A 15,082-nucleotide genomic window follows, 5' to 3' on the forward strand; every position below is an offset into this window, starting at 1 on the left:
CACGAAGAAAGCATGCATAAAATATAGTGTGCCGAATTATGCGATGTATTTAACGTCAGTATGAGTAGTTATTCTTACAAGTCGGCGCTACCGAACTTAGTCGACATAAACATTATCACAATGATTAAGGCTATCTCGAATGAGTATAGCAATAGTTATGGCAAACGTAGAATTCAAGCTGAACTCAATGGTCGTGGCCATAAGCTAAGACTACATAAAACAGCGAGTTTAATGGTAAAAGTCAATGTAGTGGCAATACAGCCAAAGAAGAGACATTACTACCCAAACTCAAGCCAGGAGCATAAATACGCTCCGAATTTACTCAAGGGATAGTTTTATCCTGAAAATAATAATACACATTGGATGGGTGATATTACCTATATTTCAACACACCAAGTTTGGAGTTACTTAGCTTGTGCACTCGATCTATGGACGAAGGAAATTGTTGATTATGCCATATCAAAATCACCTAATGGTCAATTAGCGAAAGATGCCATAATGAATGCGATAAAACGTGAGAAGCCAAAGACTAACTTGTTAATGTTCCATTCTGATCAAGGTGTTCAATACTCAGTATTTGAGTTTAGAAATTTATTAGCTAAACTCCAGGTGACAGAGAGAATGACCCGTCGAGGAAACTGTTGGGATAATGCAGTAATGGAACGATTTTTTAGAAGTTTAAAGAAAGACTAAATGATATTAGTTTTATAAATCATCAATCGGCAGTAAATGAAGTTTATAATTATATCCAATTTTATAATTACAGAAGGCGTCATGACCCTCTAACAGATTTTGTGGACTGTAGTGGTCAATAAAATATGGCCACTGTTTTAAAACCAAAGATAAAGCCAAAAGGCTCAAATATTGACTTCATACATCATAATTAATTAGCTGTTTATATTCGCCGAAACTCAAATACGTTAGTGTGTCGGATGGCGCTGCGCTTATCCGACCTACGTTTTCAAATATATAATGCTGGTTTATTGGAGGCGTGGGGAGTGAGGGTTCATTTAAGATCGTTGGATGTCGTAGGGTTTCGCTGCGCTCTACCCAACATACGTGTTTGTCTTAAATTTTTACGCAGACGAAAATGGCGTTGCCTGAGCGCTGTGCCCATGGGGTTATTTTGTCGTAGTCATGTTCAAATATGTGGATTTCGAAGTACGGCTTTAAGGCTTCTTTAAGCTCGGTATAACTAAAAGCAACCATTGGGTGCTCGTCGTGCCATACGAGTGTTTTGTCTGCGGTGGTTTTTTCTATGTTGAGTTTTAATAGCTGTTTATTGCCTGTGCCGCTGTAGTGCCAGCCAGAGCGAAATGTGAATAAGCTATTTTCACTTGTTGCGGTGTGCTCTACAAATGAATCGCTGTCGATTTTGTTTTTATCAACGGCGTTAAAGCAAAATATTCCACCTGTATTTAATGCACTGTGTACGCTGGCAAGGCATTCTTTTAACTTATCAATGCTGTCGCAGTAATGCAGTGAATACAAAAAACAGGTAATTAAATCCAGTTGCTCGGCTACCTTAAACTCACTCATGTTTTGCAACGAAAATTGCGCTTCTGGGCAGCGAATTTTTGCTTTATCAAGCATTGGTTGGTTTAAATCAAGCCCACTACTTTTATAGCCGTAATCAATAAAGTGGCGTACATGCGGGCCGGTGCCACATGCTAAATCGAGATGGGTATTTGCGCCATTACCAAAAATTTGGTGCAGCCGGTGAATAGAATTGCTTTGGGCTTGATAATCTATATCTGCGCACATTAAGTCGTAGTAATCAGAAAGGTCGGTGTAAAGCGCATTAGCGGACATATAAGCCTAGTGGTTTGTAGTAACATATTTTGAGTCGCGCATAGTAAACTAGTTATGGCTATTAGCGAAGAAGATATGAGCTTTTAGGTAGATGTAATCTTAGGTTATAAAGTTCAGGCTATAAAATTTAGAGTTGTCGGATGGCGCTTCGGTTATCCGAGCTAAGTACACGACCTACGTAATTTAAATATTATAGAGCGTTGTTATAAAACGGTGTGGAATAGGAGGTTCGTTGGGTTTCGCTACGCTCTACCCAACCTACGTACTATCACTTTAAACTGCGCTTTAACTAATTCCTAAATACTTATGTACTTGTATAGATAGGCGCCAGTTTTTGGCAATGCAGGTGTCGATTGCTAATTTGGTTGCCGATACTTTTTGGCTAATTGGCTGCAAGTAAACAAGCTTTGGGTTAACACCTGTTTTAACAAATAGTTCTTCTAACTCTTCTACGTGCTTTTGCATAGCAACGGGGTGTTTAATCTCGTTTGCACGCTTCATTGTGCTGGTAAGTACTTCATAACCACCGCGCATATTAATTTTTGGCGATACCGTTACCCATGTTTGCTCTGGGGCGAGTATTTCAAACGTACCGCTGGTTTCTATTTGTGTACTAAAGCCGTGTTCGTGTAATAAGTTACATACTGGGTTTAAATCAAACATGCATGGCTCGCCGCCGGTAATTACTACGTGCTTTGCGGTATAACCACGCGATTGAAACAACGCTAAAATTTGCTCTGCACTGGCGTTAGCCCAATGATCAGAGTCGGCTTTTTTTTCTACGGTTTCATCCAGCGATACTTTATATACATTATCAACATCCCACGTTTGCTTAGTGTCGCACCAAGAGCAGCCTACTGGGCAGCCTTGCAAACGTAAAAATATTGAGGGTGTGCCAGTAAAACTAGCTTCACCTTGAATGGTTTCAAACACTTCATTAATTTTGTACAAAAGAGATCTCACTTACTACCTAGCAGCCAAATTGCTACTATTAAAAAACCAAAAAGCGCTGTGCAAAAATTGTTATTTAAGCTGCGGGCGTGTAGTATATCGCGCCCTGATATAAACCTCTATTAAAACTAAGAGCAAAACAGATATGACGCAAAAAGTAGTTGTTATTTATTCCGGCGGTATGGACTCATTTACCGTATTAAATAAAGCCCTGCAACAAGGCCATGATGTATATGCCCTATCATTTGACTATGGTCAGCGTCATGTAAAAGAGCTTAAAGTGGCGGCAAGTGTGTGTGAAAAATTAAACGTTCCGCATAAGATTGTTGATATTTCGGCGATTAACCAACTTATTGGTGGCTCATCACTTACTGATGATATTGATGTACCTGAAGGCCATTACGAAGAAGAAAGCATGAAAAGTACGATTGTACCTAATCGTAATATGATTTTGCTCTCGCTTGCTGTTGGTTACGCGGTATCGCTTAAAGCTGGCCAAGTTTATTACGGTGCTCACTCTGGGGATCATGCTATTTACCCTGACTGCCGTCCTGAATTTGTGCAAAAAATGGATGATGTGTGTCGTATTGCTAACTACGACGCTGTAGAAATTTTTAGCCCATACTTAAACAATACTAAAATTGGTATTTTAACCGACGGTATTGAAATGGGTTTAGATTACAGCCAAACGTGGACTTGTTATAACGGCCGTGAAAAGGCCTGTGGTAAATGTGGCGCGTGCCAAGAACGTCTTGAAGCATTTGCCCTAAATAACATTACAGACCCGTTAGAATACGAATAAGCAGCAATTAATTAGTAATACAATTGCTGTAAACAAAAAAGGCTATCATCGATAGCCTTTTTTGTTTGTTTAATTTAACGTAGAGATTACAACCAGCGTTTTACGCGCGCTTTATAGGCGGTAAACTCTTCGCCAAATAATTTAGTGAGCGCACGCTCCTCAGGTATTATTTGAAAAAACGTTAAATACGCAATAAACCCTATAATACATAAAAGTGCCCACAAGGAACTTAACCAAATACCCCACCCAGCTAAAATAAATGCAAAACCCACATACATAGGATTACGTGAGATTTTATAAATGCCGCTAGTAATAAGTTTTGACGCTTGCTCTGGTTTATTAGGGTTTACCGTGGTATTTGCTAGTTTAAAGCTCGCCACACCTGCAATACAAAAAACACACCCTATAATGACCAAACTTGCTGCTAAGTAGGTAATAAAGGCGGTGAAATCAATAACACTGTAATGCGCAATAAGCGCCATTATGCCTGCAAAAAACAGCACAACAATAACGGGAGGTATTTTATTATTTAACATGGCAACTCACTGTATTGGCTAAAGTATGTTTATTATATGGAGACACTGACGTTATTAAACAATATCTAAAGTGTATAAATGATGAACACACTCAAAGCTGAACTTAAATAATGTATACAAATTAAGTTACAATTATCAGCTTTATCAAAAGCACTTAAAGGTTATACTTTAACCATAAACGAATAATAAAATGATAAGGAATGAGATTATGTCTGGAACTACGATGATTGTACTTATTGTGCTAATTTCGGTTGGCTCAGGGGTACTTTACGATATGTATAAAAAGCATCTTGAGTTTAAGCATAAAATGCAAAACAACAACAGCGATGCTCACAAACAATTAGCTGAAACAAACGCACAAGTGCTTGCATTAAAAGAGCGTGTACAAACACTTGAAGCTATTGTTACTGATTCAAGCTTTAGTGTTAAAGATGAAATTAATAAGCTTTAAATTGTTATAAATAATTTGGATATAAATGCGCGTTTTCTGGCTGCTCAATACCATGTGCAGCTAAAAACCCACCAATAGCTTGCCCGCAGCCCTGTGGTGCTCGCCCGCTGTCTATCTCAAAGTTTAACTGGTTAGCATGTTGCTTACCCATAGAGCAAAGCCCTACGGTACTTGGCGAGCGCATAGCAATGCTTAAGTTACCTATTTGCTCAACCGCAACGTGTTTACTAAAGCGAGCAAAATCTTTGTACTTAAATTGCTCGTTTACGTAGTCATTACTTGTAGCTACCAATGCCGCAATTAAGCCATGTAAAAAACTATTAGCAGATGAGTCTGCTGTTAAAAACGAAATAGTTTTGTTATTAAACTCGCTAAGTTGGCAATCTTCACACAAAAGCTCAACGGTATATAAATGTTGTTCTGCTATTTGCTGCTGGCTTTTAAGCTCAATACTTTTTCCTGCAAATACAATGCGTTTAAGCACTTCATCAACTTGGCTTTCAACACTTGCGCTTTTAACAAGCTCAGGGTTTTGCGCCATAACAGGTAAGTCGTGATGGTTATTAAATGGCGTGCTTGTTGCGCCGCTTTGCGTTAACTGAAATAGCTCTCTTACTTCATGCTCACGCGCTACTTTTAACGCTAAAAATGCAGTTTGAATAAGCTCTGAAGTAGGTAAGTTTTCCTCTACTATCCAGCGCCTGCCAAATAATAGCTTTTTGGCTTTACCTTCATTTATAGATGCACTTTTTTGATAGTTATCTGGGCTCAGCACTGCTACTTGCAGGTAAATTTCTTCACCTTTTTGTGCAGCAAGCACTCTAAAGTGAGCCGAAAATTCTATACTATCAAGCACTTCGTTTACGCTTTCAAGCGTGTGCTTGTAACGTAAAAAATGTTGTGGCACTACCCAGCTACTATTAGCCAATTGCACAAGGGGTGCATAAGAAATAGGTTGCTCGTAACTGTGTTGCCATTTTTGCTCATTACTAAGCAAATGATTAATGTGACTCTTGTTATCTGACATAAATAAACCAAATAAACTCGCGTTGTGCGATATAAACTATGAACACATTACGTCGTCAATGTCGTAATTAGATCACATGTACGCCCTACTTTCGGGCTTTTTTAACTATCGGTGAGTTCTTGATAGTCTGTTATAACTTTTTGATAGTATGGCTTATCTTTATTGATCATTTTATTATAATGATTTATGAGTTGGCGCTGATACATAGCGTGTTCTCTACTCGCAAAGTCCCACATTTTATTACCGGTGTGACTAATCTCATTATTGCTACTAAAGCTCACTTCAATCACTTCATAAAAACGTTTGTTGTCGTAAACTATTTGCTCACTTACAAGCCCTAAACCTAATTGTTTTAAACCGACTCGCAACTTATAAGTGTGATGCACTGAGCACAAAATAAAACGAACATTATTTAAATGCTCACTTACGTTATTAGCAATAATTTGTTGTATTAAACTTAACAACAGCTCACCGCCAACACCTGCTATTACAACTACTTGGCTTTTACTTTGAGCAATTTCAATTTTGCCTACATCCTGACATAAGACCTGCCACTGCGGATTTTTATTACAGGTTTTTTGTAATTTATTTATAGATGATAATTGCGCTTCTAGGTCGTTCATTAAAGTGGCGACTATATCTACAAAAATAACCTGGTTTGCAGCTGCGCGTTTTAATAGCGCCATGCCTAAATAACCATGGTCGCAGCAGCAATCCCAAATAATATCGTGATGCTGCGAAATTAATGTATCAATGGCAGTTAGGCGTTTGCTGAGCTTCATTTAATCAGGTATTTGTGACGTTTTGTAGATAAGTGCTTTTAAGCTTCTGTCGCTGTCTACTTCAATAAAACGCTCGGTAGGGGCTAGGCGCTCAACAAATTCAATTGCGCCTTGGGTGTGCTCGTTTATTAACGCCTTAAACGCCTCTTCGCTAAGCTCTGGGCTATTAGCGCACAATAACAATTGTGTGGTATCGCAAAGTAGCTCTGGCAACCTGCGCAGCACTTTTTGATAGTCTTTAGTTAAAATAAAGCTGCCTTTTTGAAAGCTTGGCGGATCAACTATTATTAAGTCAAACGGGGCTGCTTTTTTTAGTTTTCCAAACGACTTTAAAATATCATGAGGTAAAAAACTCACGCCGCGCTCAAAACCATTTAATTGATGGTTTTGCTTACCGACTTTAAGTACGCCTTTGCTCATATCCATGTTCATTACATGATCCGCTCCGCCTTGCATGGCTGCAAGCGAAAACCCACACGTGTACGAAAATAAATTAAGCACTTTGCCATGCTTACTATTAGCCATTACAAACTCACGGCCGCTGCGCATATCGGGAAATATTCCGGTATTTTGGCGGCTCTGTAAATCAACCAAAAAACGAATGCCGTTTTCGGTTACAACATGCGGGTTAGGTAATTGCCCATAAACCACGGTGTTTTGGCTTTGTACGCCAGCGCGCTGCTGATAAACAAGTGACGTAATAAGTTCTGGCTGGTTTTTTTGTGCCCACTGCCACACAACATCGGTAAGCTCGCTTAGTGTTTGTTCGTCAATTTCGTCGTACGAAACCAAAAACAAACTTGGCGGATAAAAGTCTAAATTAATATGACTTAACGCCTCAACACTGTGGCCTCGACCATGAAAAACACGGCACAGTTCATTTTTTAAAATTGGCGCATCTTTAAGCGCAGTAATAAGAGGAGTAAAGTTTGCTGTCATTTTTAATTAATCAACTGTTGTTGTAGTTCATGTATTTCATCGCGAACAGAGCCCGCTTTTTCAAATTCTAAGTCGCTTGCGTATGCATGCATTTTGGTTTCAAGCTGCTTAATTTGTACGGTAATTTCTTTGGCGCTAAGTACCTTTTTAGAGTCTTTACGAACAAGTCTAAGGTTATCTTTAGGGCCGGCTTCTTCGCCTATATCCATCGCATCAAGAATCTTTTTGGCTAGTGAATGCGGTTCAATACCGTGTTCAATATTATAAGCATGCTGAATTTCGCGTCTGCGCGCTGTTTCGTCCATGGCCTTAGCCATCGATTTTGTGATTCTGTCGCCATATAAAATAGCGCGACCATCTAAGTGACGTGCAGCACGACCAATGGTTTGAATAATTGAACGCGCTGAGCGTAAAAAACCTTCTTTATCGGCATCAAGTATGGCTACTAGCGCCACTTCTGGCATATCCAGGCCCTCTCGAAGTAAGTTAATACCCACTAACACATCAAACACACCCGCACGTAAATCACGAATAATTTCAACCCGTTCAACTGTGTCTATGTCTGAATGTAAGTAACGCACTTTTACGTCGTGCTCACTTAAGTAATCGGTTAAATCCTCCGACATACGTTTGGTCAAAGTGGTTACAAGTACACGCTCGCCCTTCTCTACACTTTTGTAAATTTCTGATAGGAGGTCGTCTACCTGATCGCCTACTGGGCGAACTTCAATAAGTGGGTCAAGCAGTCCTGTTGGGCGAATTACTTGCTCTGCAATTGCGCCCACACAACGCTCTAATTCAAAATCACCAGGTGTAGCCGATACATAAATTGTTTGTGGTGAAATAGCTTCAAATTCTTCAAAGCGCAGCGGCCTGTTATCCATTGCAGAGGGCATTCTGAAGCCATACTCAACTAAGTTTTCTTTACGGCTTCTGTCGCCTTTATACATCGCGCCAATTTGCGATACGGTTACGTGCGATTCATCAATAATCATCAATGCGTCGTCTGGGAGATAATCAAGTAACGTAGGCGGCGGATCGCCTGGCGTACGACCCGACAAATAGCGGCTGTAGTTTTCTATACCAGAGCAATAACCTAGCTCTCGCATCATTTCTATATCGTATTGCGTACGCTGTGTTACACGTTGTTCTTCTACTAATTTATTAGCACTGAGTAACTGGGCTCTTCGATCTTTTAGTTCTTCTTGTATTTTATCGATAGCACCGAGTATTTTTTCACGCGGGGTAACATAGTGTGTTTTTGGATAGATAGTGGTGCGTATTATATGCTTTTCGACGGCGCCAGTAAGCGGATCAAAAATACTCAAGCGCTCTATTTCGTCATCAAACATTTCTACGCGAATTGCGAAGGTGCTAGATTCTGCAGGAAATATATCAACCACTTCACCGCGTACACGATACGTACCACGGCTAAAATCTATGTCGTTACGCGTATATTGTATTTCAGCTAGGCGACGTAGCATGTCGCGTTGGTCTACTTTTTCGCCCACTTTTAAAAGTAGCATCATTTTCATGTATGATTTAGGGTCGCCCAAACCATAAATAGCCGATACCGACGCCACAATAATGGTGTCGCGGCGTTCAAGCAGTGCTTTGGTTGCACTTAAACGCATTTGCTCTATGTGCTCGTTTATCGAGGCATCTTTTTCAATAAAGGTGTCGCTTGATACAACATAGGCTTCTGGCTGGTAGTAATCGTAATACGATACGAAATACTCAACCGCATTTTTAGGGAAAAACTCTTTCATTTCTCCGTATAGCTGCGCGGCAAGTGTTTTATTGTGCGCCATTATTATTGTTGGACGGTTTAAGTCGTTAATAATATTAGCCATGGTAAAGGTTTTACCTGTACCAGTGGCGCCTAATAATGTTTGATGTGCAAGCCCTGCTTCTAGGCCTTCGCACAGCTGTTTAATCGCTGTTGGCTGATCGCCTGCTGGTTTAAAATGTGATTTTAACTGAAAATGGTCGCTCAATTATTGCACTCCTGTAACGATTCGCCGCTCAGCGTTTCTAGTTTTTTCATAAACCATTTATACGCCACTATTGCTGTAAATAAGTTACCTAAAGCAGCGCCAATAAACAGCCCTAATAATCCGGCTATTTCGTTGCCTACATAAGCAAATGGTACATAAAATATGAATAACCGAATGACACTTAATACCAGTGCGTACATTGGTTTGTGTAAAGCATTAAACGATGAGTTTGATAATATGATCACCCCTTGTAAGCCATAGCTTAACGGGATGGTATAAATAAAGAGCTTAATTACATCTATTACGGCTTGTTCTTTACCAAACAATTGGCTTATAACACCTGAAAATGCAATGAGTAATACGTAAATAGCAAATTGCCATACCATCACAAATTTTAGTGTACCTGTGTACGCTTCTTTAACGCGGCACAATTTGCCAGCCCCAAAATTTTGGCTAACAAACGGCGGCAAAGTCATAGATAGCGCAAGCACTAATATACTTGCAATAGATTCTATTCGACTTCCCACTCCAAATGCAGCTACGGCCTCTGGCCCGTGATGCGCAACCATAGCGGTCATTACGGCCATTGCAACCGGTGTAAGCATGTTTGCGCCGGCAGCAGGCAAACCAATTTTTAATATTTTACGAATAGCGCCCGTCACTGTTTGCTTGCCTGCTTTTAGGCTCAACAAGCGTTTTTTAACCGCTAATATATATAAAATAATAACCACAGCAACCGACCATGCAATAACGCTTGCTATGGCCGCGCCTTGAATACCTAACGCTGGTACTGGCCCAAAACCAAATATCAATATAGGGTCGAGTACGGCGTTTATGAGCCCTGCTCCACCCATTACTATACTTGGCGTTTTTGTATCGCCACTGGCGCGCAGTACCGAGTTACCAATCATTGGAGTTATTAAAAATACACTACCGATAAACCATATATTCATGTATTCGTGTATTAACGGCAATACTTGTGCGCCCGCTCCTAGCAAAGTAAATATGGGGTCAATCAGTAAATACCCAACAGATGACAACACAATAACCAGAACCACACCAACCATTAAAGAAATACTGGCGTCAAAACGCGCTTCATCTATTTTATTACTACCGAGCGCTTTTGCTATTACCGCCGATGTACCGATCCCCAGCCCTATTGCTAAGCTAATAACGGTAAAGGTAACCGGAAATGTAAAGCTCACCGCTGCAAGCGGCTCAGTGCCTAGTAAGCTTATAAAGAATGTATCGACAATATTGAACATCATTAGCGTGATCATGCCGAATATCATCGGGATGGTCATCGTCTTTAATGTGGGCAAGATGGGATCGTTTAGTAAATCTGGGCGAGTCTGGGATTTTGAAATTGCGCGCATGAAATAAATAGGCCTCTTTTACTGAACGAATCATTTTAAAGCATCAAGGCAGTTCAAGCCACGGATTTATCACTACAATTGAAGTAATTAAAGAAGTAAAGATTCGAAAAAATAGTAAAACTTAGTTTTTGCATCTTTTTGTTAAAATAGAGCCTAAACACACCAAAAACCAATTAAAACACATTTTTATAACTTTTATTACAAACACCCAGTGATATATGATGCTTTTTCACACAAAGGTACTGCTTGGTTTATCGTTACGAAAAAATTCCCTCATCGAGTTGCATACATTCAGCATCAAATCATAACCCATTGTTTTATATTGAATTAAAAATAGTGATTTAAAAGCTTGAAATCGTTGTAGCACCCTAAACCATTGGTGCCGATGATGTTCTTAAAGTTTCATAAACAGAGTTATCCACAGAAACCGTGGATAACTCATTCAAACCCGCATTTATAAAGGCTTTGAGAGAGCCTCCATTTTCAGTGATATCCAACCAATTGACCATTTGTTAATTGTGGCATTTTTATAAACTCACGCTAAAAACTGTAGCTCACCAATTTTTCTTCTTAACATAGTTGTACGTTAGGTATAAAAAAACGTTTAATACAAAGTTAAGTTATTGATTGCTCTATTTTTGAACGGATAAAAAAAAATACTCATTTTATACATAGTGATTAGATCACAATTTAGATCAAAAAATATTTCTGTGAATATACGCATAGATATATTTTTAGAAAATTAAAACAAAAACGAATTAAATACGAGAAATATCGCTAAGTAAAAAATGAGTTTTTATGTTTTTGAGTTGTTTTTTAATAACAAGCCACTTTAATACCGTGTTTAATTTAACCAATTTGAAGGCTCAGCAATAATAAAAGTCACATTGTTATTCTTAAATTTTTAAAAAAGTAACTTTAATAGAGCTATAAAACACGCAGATCGAACACAAAAACAACGAATAAACCTCTTTTTTCAATTTATGACTTTTATATGTTGACACTTTGCGGCGCGGTCATTAATATTTCGCCCCGTTGAAAGGCAAGACGCTTCCCCCTTAGCTCAGTTGGTTAGAGCGACGGACTGTTAATCCGCAGGTCCCCCGTTCGAGTCGGGGAGGGGGAGCCAAGTTTTTCAACCATAAACGATTCCCCCTTAGCTCAGTTGGTTAGAGCGACGGACTGTTAATCCGCAGGTCCCCCGTTCGAGTCGGGGAGGGGGAGCCAAGTTTATGTTTATGATGTAGTTCCCCCTTAGCTCAGTTGGTTAGAGCGACGGACTGTTAATCCGCAGGTCCCCCGTTCGAGTCGGGGAGGGGGAGCCAAATCATCATAATAATATCACTACTTTAGTTCCCCCTTAGCTCAGTTGGTTAGAGCGACGGACTGTTAATCCGCAGGTCCCCCGTTCGAGTCGGGGAGGGGGAGCCAATTCTAAGAATTTCATAGACATCTCAAGCTAATTCCACTACTCTTCCTTATATAACTAAAGCATTAGTTTATTCCTTAATGCGCTGTACTTAGTTTATTAATCAAGGACTTGATTCCTTCCCTTTTGAATTATTAAAAGACTGAAAACATGGCTGGATTTAAAAAACTTATTTTTATACAAATTATCTCTTGGTTATTGTGTGTTGCAGCAGGAAGCTACTTCATATCTATAAGCTTTGATACTGCGGTAAGTGATGCACAAAAAAGTGCGCAAACTACTGTTACTAAGTATATTAATGACCTTTCTTTAGACGATATTTCTGCTCAAAATTTAAAACAATCAATTGCAGATGGTAAAACGTTTTCAAGCTTCACTCTAAGAGATTACCAAGGGGCTGAAATATTTAGTATTAACCCCCCTACTCAATTACCAATGTTTGCTGATTTTGTACTCTCTAACTTTAACTCAGTGCGCCCTCAATTTGCTGTAAATGACGCCTCAGATATAAAAGTTGAATTTGTACTTAACATTGAGCATTTAGCGTCGCAGCTACAAACCTCCCTTTTTATTGTTATTTTGATTTCTGCCATTTTAGTTATTATTCCAATAATTCTAATGAAATCTATTTTTTACCATTTAAATAAAAACATAAGTACAACAGTTGCTGACATTATCGATATTTATATCAATCAAAACCAAGTTGATAATGATTTAGAAACAGCACTAGATGGCACTCGATTGAAAAAAATGGGAAAAGATTTAGTACCTAGCTTTAATCGATTATCACATTTCTTAAAAAACAAAAACGAAGACATACAAAGCGCTGCTATGACTATTAAGCATGAAGCGTACAAAGATGTAATTACCTCGCTTGGTAATCGTAATATGTTTGTTGAGTACTACGAAAAAAATATTGAAAACACTGAGCAAAGTACATTTGGCTCTTTAGCTATGGTTCGTTGTAGCGAACTACAAGCTATAAACCAAAGCCGTGGTTATCAAAAAGGTGATGAGTACGTAAAAGGCGTTGCCGATATTATTAAGCACATAAGCGGCACTTACACTGGCAGCCAAATATTTAGATTAAACAGCTCTGACTTTGCTGTCGTACTACCCCACATTCCTTTAAAAGAAGCTGAGCGCTTTGGTGAAAACCTGCAATCGCGCTTCACGCAGTACCAACAAAACCAAGAGTTAAGCTCGGTAGCTAATACAGGTATTGTAGGTTACGAAAAAGGTAAGCCGTTAGGCGAATTGCTTTCTGTTGTTGATAACGCAATGAGTATGGCGCAATCAAAACAAGTAAACGCATGGCACGTACAACGCGAAACCGATTTAGTTAATAACGTAAGTGCGGGTTTTGGTAATCAAAACTGGCGTAAGGTTATTAAAGAAGTTATTGAATCTAAGCGTGTGCATTTGGTAATGCAAAACATTATGCCGCTTGGTAAAAGCATAAAAGCCTACGCTGAAGTACAAGTTCGATTTAAAACAGAAGACAATCAAGTACTGCCTACCGCTTCTTTTTTAGCGATGGCCGAAAAGCTTGATATGGCAATAGAAATTGATCGCCTGATCATAGACTCTTCTCTTGAAAAGGTTAAAAGCCGTAATTTATCTGAAAAGTTTTTTGGTTTAAACGTGACAGCTTCTAGTGCACACAACGATCAGTTTGTAATTTGGCTAGAGCGCCGATTATTGAAAGATACGCATATTGCATCTAAACTAGTATTTGAAGTAAGCGAGTTTGGTTTACAGCAAAACATCAAGGCTAGTAAGCGCTTTATCGACATGGTTCACCGTGTTGGCGCACGCGTTACAGTTGAACGTTTTGGTGTTGGCTTAACTTCGTTTAAGTTTTTCCGAGATTTAAAACCTGACTTTATTAAAATGGACGCAAGTTATACTCGCGGCCTCGAAGACGATAAAAACAATCAGTACTTTATGCGCTTAATGGTCGATTTAGCCCACCGCATTGGTGTTAGTGTATTTGCTGAGGGCGTTGAGAGCCAAGAAGAAAAGCACATTATAGAAACGTTGTGTTTAGATGGCGTTCAAGGTTATTACATAGAAAAACCTAAAGACATATAGTCTATTGGAGGCATCATGAAAAGAGTAATTACCTTTATTATACTTTTTATTATGCCTTTGAGTTTGTACGCAAACGCCCCGCAAAAAGAATTAGTTTTTAGCACTCATAACTATCCTCCATTTTCATTTGTTGATGAACACGATAATGCCGCTGGCCCCTTTGTTGATATACTTACCTTAGCGTGTAAACGCCTCAATTATAAATGTGAGTTTGTCAGCGTACCAAATCGTCGCTCTAAGCTCATGTTAAAAAACCTGCAAGCTCAAGGAAACTTTCCTATGGGCTGGAATCTTGACCGTGACGAATGGCTTTATTTTTCGATCCCGCTTATGAAAATGCAATATGCCTTTTTTCAACCTGAGGGTGCAAAAAAAACCATCAAAAGCCTCAATGATCTACAAAAAATGCAAATTGCTGTTTTTGGCCCTTCAAATGCGTCTTTTCAACTAATCAAAATACAGCAACAAATGATTAAAGATGGATTGAGGGAATTTGATATTGTTTTACTCACCGATGCCAATGGCACGGGTGTAAAAATGATAGAAAACAATCGTATAGATGGGTACTTTGCCAATACTTTACAAGCACGCGCTAGGCTAAAACAATTTAACTTACATCATGTTAATTTGGCCTTTTTACAAAGCGAATCCCCCTATTTTATTGGTTTTAATAAAATTCAATTATCTCCTGAACAAATTGCCCTATTTAATAAAGCCCTATTAGATTTATACCAAGAACACGATCAATTTAAAGATATTTTAAAGCCATATAATATCGATCCTATTCTAATTACACCTGAAATCTTAAGTCGCTTTAATATCATTACTGATTGAGTCGTTTATTTGCTTCTCATGTGTTGTTAATCGATAAAGAAAAAAGGATAAT

Annotated in this window: 12 protein-coding genes, 4 tRNA genes and 1 pseudogene; 9 read left to right on the forward strand and 8 right to left on the reverse strand. The window is 38.9% G+C overall.

Annotated features, from left to right (window positions below):
* Window positions 1-357: 357 nt before the first annotated feature.
* Window positions 358-693 (forward strand): annotated as a pseudogene (locus I6F45_RS12485) (transposase); the annotation flags it as partial.
* Between the two features lie 375 nt (window positions 694-1,068).
* Here I6F45_RS12485 and I6F45_RS12490 read toward each other — a convergent pair.
* Window positions 1,069-1,812 carry a class I SAM-dependent DNA methyltransferase gene (locus I6F45_RS12490; RefSeq protein ID WP_197160667.1) on the reverse strand — a complete coding sequence of 248 codons (744 nt, stop codon included), beginning with the start codon at window positions 1,810-1,812 and terminating at the stop codon, window positions 1,069-1,071.
* A 285-nt stretch (window positions 1,813-2,097) separates the two neighbouring features.
* Window positions 2,098-2,763 (reverse strand): 7-carboxy-7-deazaguanine synthase QueE, encoded by a 666-nt coding sequence (gene queE / locus I6F45_RS12495; RefSeq protein WP_197120016.1) that lies wholly within the window; start codon window positions 2,761-2,763, stop codon window positions 2,098-2,100.
* A gap of 145 nt (window positions 2,764-2,908) precedes the next feature.
* On the opposite strand from queE, the gene queC reads away from it, so the two are divergent.
* Window positions 2,909-3,565, forward strand: coding sequence for a 7-cyano-7-deazaguanine synthase QueC (gene queC / locus I6F45_RS12500; protein ID WP_007583902.1), 657 nt, complete (start codon window positions 2,909-2,911; stop codon window positions 3,563-3,565).
* 86 nt (window positions 3,566-3,651) lie between these two features.
* Here queC and I6F45_RS12505 read toward each other — a convergent pair whose 3' ends face one another.
* Complete coding sequence (locus I6F45_RS12505; protein WP_197160669.1) at window positions 3,652-4,101, reverse strand: methyltransferase family protein; 450 nt, start codon at window positions 4,099-4,101, stop codon at window positions 3,652-3,654.
* A gap of 208 nt (window positions 4,102-4,309) precedes the next feature.
* On the opposite strand from I6F45_RS12505, the gene I6F45_RS12510 reads away from it, so the two are divergent.
* Entirely contained in the window at window positions 4,310-4,552 is a 243-nt protein-coding gene (locus I6F45_RS12510; RefSeq protein ID WP_197160671.1) for a hypothetical protein, read from the forward strand.
* A gap of 4 nt (window positions 4,553-4,556) precedes the next feature.
* Here the strand turns inward: I6F45_RS12510 and I6F45_RS12515 are convergent, their stop codons facing one another.
* From I6F45_RS12515 to I6F45_RS12535, 5 genes are all read right to left on the reverse strand, one after another.
* Complete coding sequence (locus I6F45_RS12515) at window positions 4,557-5,579, reverse strand: hypothetical protein (protein WP_197160673.1); 1,023 nt, start codon at window positions 5,577-5,579, stop codon at window positions 4,557-4,559.
* 101 nt (window positions 5,580-5,680) lie between these two features.
* On the reverse strand, window positions 5,681-6,361 hold the full coding sequence (locus I6F45_RS12520) for a tRNA (adenine(22)-N(1))-methyltransferase TrmK (RefSeq protein WP_197160675.1): 681 nt from the start codon (window positions 6,359-6,361) through the stop codon (window positions 5,681-5,683).
* The gene (locus I6F45_RS12525) at window positions 6,362-7,300 is read right to left on the reverse strand and encodes a class I SAM-dependent methyltransferase (RefSeq protein ID WP_197160677.1); all 939 of its coding nucleotides are present in this window, start codon (window positions 7,298-7,300) and stop codon (window positions 6,362-6,364) included.
* Between the two features lie 2 nt (window positions 7,301-7,302).
* Window positions 7,303-9,297, reverse strand: coding sequence for an excinuclease ABC subunit UvrB (uvrB, locus tag I6F45_RS12530; RefSeq protein WP_197160679.1), 1,995 nt, complete (start codon window positions 9,295-9,297; stop codon window positions 7,303-7,305).
* On the reverse strand, window positions 9,294-10,673 hold the full coding sequence (locus tag I6F45_RS12535; protein WP_165740053.1) for an MATE family efflux transporter: 1,380 nt from the start codon (window positions 10,671-10,673) through the stop codon (window positions 9,294-9,296). Before I6F45_RS12535 ends, uvrB begins: the two co-directional genes overlap by 4 nt.
* Window positions 10,674-11,725: 1,052 nt before the next feature.
* Between I6F45_RS12535 and I6F45_RS12540 the strand changes: the two genes are divergently transcribed.
* From I6F45_RS12540 to I6F45_RS12565, 6 genes are all read left to right on the forward strand, one after another.
* Window positions 11,726-11,802, forward strand: a tRNA-Asn gene (locus I6F45_RS12540).
* A gap of 21 nt (window positions 11,803-11,823) precedes the next feature.
* Window positions 11,824-11,900 (forward strand) — tRNA-Asn (locus tag I6F45_RS12545).
* Window positions 11,901-11,921: 21 nt separating this feature from the next.
* Window positions 11,922-11,998: transfer RNA gene (locus tag I6F45_RS12550), tRNA-Asn, on the forward strand.
* Window positions 11,999-12,027: 29 nt separating this feature from the next.
* Window positions 12,028-12,104: transfer RNA gene (locus I6F45_RS12555), tRNA-Asn, on the forward strand.
* A 148-nt stretch (window positions 12,105-12,252) separates the two neighbouring features.
* A complete protein-coding gene (locus tag I6F45_RS12560) occupies window positions 12,253-14,196 on the forward strand; it encodes an EAL domain-containing protein (protein WP_024592352.1) in 1,944 nt (647 codons plus the stop codon).
* A gap of 15 nt (window positions 14,197-14,211) precedes the next feature.
* Entirely contained in the window at window positions 14,212-15,030 is an 819-nt protein-coding gene (locus tag I6F45_RS12565) for a substrate-binding periplasmic protein (protein WP_197120007.1), read from the forward strand.
* The last annotated feature ends 52 nt before the right edge of the window (window positions 15,031-15,082 follow it).

Origin of the sequence: Pseudoalteromonas sp. SWYJZ19 (assembly GCF_015864375.1) — a bacterium.
Taxonomy (GTDB): Bacteria; Pseudomonadota; Gammaproteobacteria; order Enterobacterales; family Alteromonadaceae; genus Pseudoalteromonas; species Pseudoalteromonas arctica.

Excerpts from the sequence above, each read along its gene's own strand:
- I6F45_RS12520 (WP_197160675.1), bottom strand. The coding sequence starts at position 6,361 with ATGAAGCTCAGCAAACGCCTAACTGCCATTGATACATTAATTTCGCAG.
- I6F45_RS12515 (WP_197160673.1), bottom strand. The coding sequence starts at position 5,579 with ATGTCAGATAACAAGAGTCACATTAATCATTTGCTTAGTAATGAGCAA.
- I6F45_RS12510 (WP_197160671.1), top strand. The coding sequence starts at position 4,310 with ATGTCTGGAACTACGATGATTGTACTTATTGTGCTAATTTCGGTTGGC.
- I6F45_RS12560 (WP_024592352.1), top strand. The coding sequence starts at position 12,253 with ATGGCTGGATTTAAAAAACTTATTTTTATACAAATTATCTCTTGGTTA.
- I6F45_RS12525 (WP_197160677.1), bottom strand. The coding sequence starts at position 7,300 with ATGACAGCAAACTTTACTCCTCTTATTACTGCGCTTAAAGATGCGCCA.
- I6F45_RS12505 (WP_197160669.1), bottom strand. The coding sequence starts at position 4,101 with ATGTTAAATAATAAAATACCTCCCGTTATTGTTGTGCTGTTTTTTGCA.
- I6F45_RS12565 (WP_197120007.1), top strand. The coding sequence starts at position 14,212 with ATGAAAAGAGTAATTACCTTTATTATACTTTTTATTATGCCTTTGAGT.
- I6F45_RS12490 (WP_197160667.1), bottom strand. The coding sequence starts at position 1,812 with ATGTCCGCTAATGCGCTTTACACCGACCTTTCTGATTACTACGACTTA.
- queC (WP_007583902.1), top strand. The coding sequence starts at position 2,909 with ATGACGCAAAAAGTAGTTGTTATTTATTCCGGCGGTATGGACTCATTT.
- I6F45_RS12535 (WP_165740053.1), bottom strand. The coding sequence starts at position 10,673 with ATGCGCGCAATTTCAAAATCCCAGACTCGCCCAGATTTACTAAACGAT.